Source organism: Pseudomonas sp. 24 E 13 (assembly GCF_900004715.1).
Classification (GTDB): domain Bacteria; phylum Pseudomonadota; class Gammaproteobacteria; order Pseudomonadales; family Pseudomonadaceae; genus Aquipseudomonas; species Aquipseudomonas orientalis_A.
Map to the genome: position 1 here is coordinate 1 of NZ_CVTO01000130.1, position 3,138 is coordinate 3,138.

At 63.6% G+C, this 3,138-nt stretch carries 4 protein-coding genes; 1 reads left to right on the plus strand and 3 read right to left on the minus strand.

Annotation, left to right across the window (positions count from 1 at the left end; all coding sequences use genetic code 11):
* From BFP90_RS16655 to BFP90_RS16665, 3 genes are all read right to left on the minus strand, one after another.
* A partial coding sequence (locus BFP90_RS16655) for an FAD-dependent oxidoreductase (protein ID WP_176718048.1) occupies positions 1–302 on the minus strand: 302 nt, incomplete at its 3' end.
* A gap of 2 nt (positions 303–304) precedes the next feature.
* Positions 305–625, minus strand: coding sequence for a MocE family 2Fe-2S type ferredoxin (locus tag BFP90_RS16660; RefSeq protein ID WP_057721995.1), 321 nt, complete (start codon positions 623–625; stop codon positions 305–307).
* 32 nt (positions 626–657) lie between these two features.
* Positions 658–1,749, minus strand: coding sequence for a fatty acid desaturase family protein (locus tag BFP90_RS16665; RefSeq protein WP_065897465.1), 1,092 nt, complete (start codon positions 1,747–1,749; stop codon positions 658–660).
* A gap of 162 nt (positions 1,750–1,911) precedes the next feature.
* Here BFP90_RS16665 and BFP90_RS16670 point away from each other — a divergent pair, with 162 nt between their 5' ends.
* Entirely contained in the window at positions 1,912–2,961 is a 1,050-nt protein-coding gene (locus BFP90_RS16670) for a LacI family DNA-binding transcriptional regulator (protein WP_065897467.1), read from the plus strand.
* Positions 2,962–3,138 lie beyond the last annotated feature (177 nt).

Consider the following 3,138-nt stretch of genomic DNA (forward strand, 5'->3'; position numbering starts at 1 on the left):
TAGGGCAGCCACTGGCCATCGGCCAACTGCAGCCGATGCTGCAATGGCGCCAGCCGACTGACCGCGTTGCCCGCCAGATGCTCGATACCCAGCTCGGCGAGGCGTGTGCCGTCGCACAAGCTGCAGCCGGCCAGGTCCTGGCTGCCTTGCAACAGGCCCTTGGACAGGGGCGGTCGTTCGTAGGGCACGTGGGGTTCGTCGCCGATCAGGATCAGCCGACCGCTGTAACCCTCTTCGCGCAGGGTCAACGCCGCACGGCCACCGGCATGGCCGGCGCCGACGATAATCAGGGGCGCGTCCATCGTCACGCCGTGACGGCGAGCAGCACCCGCCCCGCTTCGACCCGTACCGGGTAGGTTTGCAGATTGACGCACACTGGCGCGCCCAGGGCCTTGCCGGAGCGGTAGTCGAAGCGCCCATTGTGCTTGGGGCACTCGATCACATGGTCCATGACCAGGCCGTCGGCCAGGTGAATTTTTTCATGGGTGCACAGGCCGGCGGTGGCGAAAAACTCATTCTCGGCCGAGCGAAATACCGCATAGGTGTGCGCCCCATGGTCGAAGCGCAGCACGTCCTCTTCGTCTATGTCGCCCACGGCGCAGACGTCGATCCATTGATCGTTCATGGTTTTTATCTCTTATTAAAAGGAAACGAACTTCAGCCGGCCGAAACTTCTGCGTGCACGGAGGCAGGGGCTGATTCAGGCTGCCGTCGGATCGGACGCTGGACGAAATAGGTCGGGTCGCTGCGCTGCTTCCAGACCGTCGGGAGGATCTCCTTGTAGGCCTCCCACAGATTGGCGTAAGGCGGCGGGCAGTCGCGACGGATCTCTTCGTGCAATTGCGCCAGTGCGTGGAACGGCACCATCGGGTACATGTGGTGCTCGAGGTGGTAGTTCATGTTCATGTAGATAAAGCGCAGCACGCGGTTCATGTAGATCGTGCGGCAGTTGCTGCGGTGGTCGAGCACGTCTTCGGCCAGGCCCACGTGCTGGGTAAGGCCGAACAGGTAGCCCAACCAGGCGCCATAGATGCTCGGCAGACCCACCAGCATCAGCGGCAACCAGCTGTGCAAATACAAGGCGCTGCCGATGATCACCCCATACAGGCCAACCCAGATGCGCGCGGCGCGAAACACTTTGGGCCATTCGGATTGCGGGATGAAATCCCGTTCCTGGGCACTGATCCGGTCGATGGCATGGCGGGCCACGCCACTGAAGGTCTTCCACGCCAGGGGCAGATTGAACAGGCTCAGGAACATCATCAAAAAGCTCGGCGGGCGCGGCTCGACGATCTCCGGGTCGCGGCCGACGACGATGGTGTCGGTGTGATGCCGGGCATGGCTCCAGCGCCACACATGGGGCTCGAAAATGCACATGAAGCATGCCACCTGGTACAGCGCGTCATTCATCCAGCGGGTCTTGAACGCCGTGCCATGGCCGGTTTCGTGCCAGCGCGGGTTGGAGGCGGTGCCGTAGAGCACACCATAGGCCAGGAAGAACGGCACACAAGCCCAGGAGCCCCAGAACCAGTAGCCGCCAAAGCCGGTTGCGAACAACGCCGCGAACCAGATGGCCGTGTCGACCAGCGCCGGGCGGTCGCGGCGCTGCATCAGTTCCTTCATGCGTTTGCGCGGGACCGGCGACTGGTACCAGCGCGCCGAGACCAGGCCTTTTTCGGCGGCGCGGGCGGCCTCGGGGCCGGTCAGGCTGTAGTCGCGTCGGGCGCGGTGAGCGGTGTATTCAGGCATTGTTATTGTTCTCCGCAAGCGTAGGGTTTCAGGTGCTTTGCGAAACCAACCATAGAGCGCGGCTAAATCACCCTCAAGGCCTTGAATCCATTCCCTATCAAGCTATCATCCAGGCCCAGCGGGGCTTGATAGTTTTCTATCAAGACGCTCAAGGGGCTCGCCATGACCAACCATAAACGCCCGACCATCGCCACGGTTGCCGCCCATGCTGGCCTCAGTGTGGCCACCGTCGACCGCGTGTTGAACGCCCGCGCACCGGTCAATCCACAAACCGCCGAACAGGTGTTCCAGGCCGCCGAAGCCGTGGGTTATTTTGCCGCGCGGCTGATCGGCCAGCGCATTCGCGAACGGCGCCCGACCTACCGCTTCGGCATTCTCCTGCTGGGCACCGCCCAGGCGTTCTATGCCAACCTGGCCCAGTCCATCGGCGACGCGGCGCAGCATCACACCACGGCCAACCTGACCTGCCAGTTCGACTACATCAATGACCGCACGCCCAGCGCCATCGTCGCGCAGATCGAGCAACTGGCCGTGCAGTGCGACGCCCTGGCGGTGGTCAGCTTCGCCCATCCGCTGATCAATGCCTGCCTTGCGCAAATCCGCGAAGCCGGCGTGCCGGTAGTGGCATTGCTTTCGGATATTCATGAGCAAGCCCGGGAACCGTATGTGGGCCAGGACAATCACGTCGTCGGACGCACCATGGGCTGGCTGCTGGCGCGCACGTGCGGTGCGCGCAAGGGCAGCGTGGGCATTCTGCTGGGTGGCCATCGCTTTCTCGGCCACCAGGCGCGGGTCGAAGGCTTGCACGGCTACCTGGCCGAACACGCGCCGGGGCTCAAACCGCTGGAACCGCTGATCAATCTGGACAACTGCGACATCACCGAAGAGGCCACCCTCGACCTGCTCAGCCGCCACACCGACCTGCGCGGGTTGTGCGTGGTGGGCGGTGGCGGTGACGGCGTGATCAACGCCCTGGCGCAACTGCCCAAGCGTCCGGCGTTGTGCTGCATCCTGCAGGAGTCCACCGAGTTGTCGCGCCAGGCGCTGAGCCGCGGGTTGATCGATGTGGTGATGGATTCGCAGCCGCGCCAGACGGCGGTGGCCCTGGTGGAGTTGCTGGTGCAATTGCAGAGCGCCGAGGGGTTCGATGCAATGCGGCATCGGGTGCATATTGCGCCGCACATTGTTACCTCGGAAAATATGGGCGCCTGAGGCATGGACGACGAATGTGGCGCTTGCTCCCGATGGCGGCCTTGGAGCCGACTGGTATCTTGTGACGGCCCCGGTCCAAATGTGGGAGGGGCGGTGCGACGATTCGACTTGCCCCCGATGGCGGCCTCAGGGCCGACCAGGATGGTGGATTGGGTTGAGTACATATCCGTTTCTGCG